Consider the following 764-nt stretch of genomic DNA (forward strand, 5'->3'; position numbering starts at 1 on the left):
TGGAGCGAGACGCAGGCCGCCTGGGCGATCCCGGCGCTGGCCGATGCGGGCTGCGAACTGGTCGAACAACCGGTGGCCTCCGCCGCGGCGCTCGCGCATCTCATGCGCCGTTTCCCCGTCGCGCTGATGGCCGACGAGATCCTGCAAGGCCCCGAAAGCGCGTTCGAGATCGCGAAGAACAACGGCGCGGATGTCTTCGCCATCAAGATCGAGCAAAGCGGCGGCCTGTTCGCGGCGCAACGCGTGGCCGCGATCGCGGACGCCGCCGGTATCGAACTGTACGGCGGCACCATGCTCGAAGGCGCATTCAGCACGGTGGCCTCTGCGCATCTGTTCGCGAGCTTTGCGAACCTGCAGTGGGGCACCGAATTGTTCGGACCACTACTGATTACCGAAGAGATTCTCACGAAGCCGCTCGATTACAGCGATTTCGCGCTGACCGTTCCCGATGGCCCGGGTCTGGGCATCGAGCTGGACGAAGCGAAGATCGAGCGCTTCACCCGCGATGGCCTGAAGAAAGTCATCAAGTAAGTCGAAACACGTAACAGGATAGAGACGATGCTTTTCCACGTACGCATGGATGTGAACATCCCGGCTGATCTGCCCGCCGAAGTCGTCAACGAGATCAAGGCGCGAGAAAAGGCCTATTCGCAGGAGTTGCAGCGCAGCGGCAAGTGGCGCCATATCTGGCGCCTGGTCGGCGAATACGCGAACTACAGCGTCTTCGACGTGGAAAGCAACACGGAACTGCACGACATTCTCAC

General features: G+C 61.6%; 2 protein-coding genes. Both read left to right on the top strand.

What is annotated here, in order from left to right; all coding sequences use genetic code 11:
• The coding region (locus tag U5782_RS41285) for an enolase C-terminal domain-like protein (RefSeq protein WP_322049626.1) at positions 1-531 on the top strand (531 nt) is incomplete at its 5' end.
• A gap of 27 nt (positions 532-558) precedes the next feature.
• Positions 559-764, top strand: a 206-nt coding sequence (locus tag U5782_RS41290) for a muconolactone Delta-isomerase family protein (RefSeq protein ID WP_322049627.1), incomplete at its 3' end; no start/stop codon positions are given.

Origin of the sequence: Paraburkholderia sp. J67, from assembly GCF_905220265.1 — a bacterium.
In the GTDB taxonomy this organism is placed as follows: domain Bacteria; phylum Pseudomonadota; class Gammaproteobacteria; order Burkholderiales; family Burkholderiaceae; genus Paraburkholderia.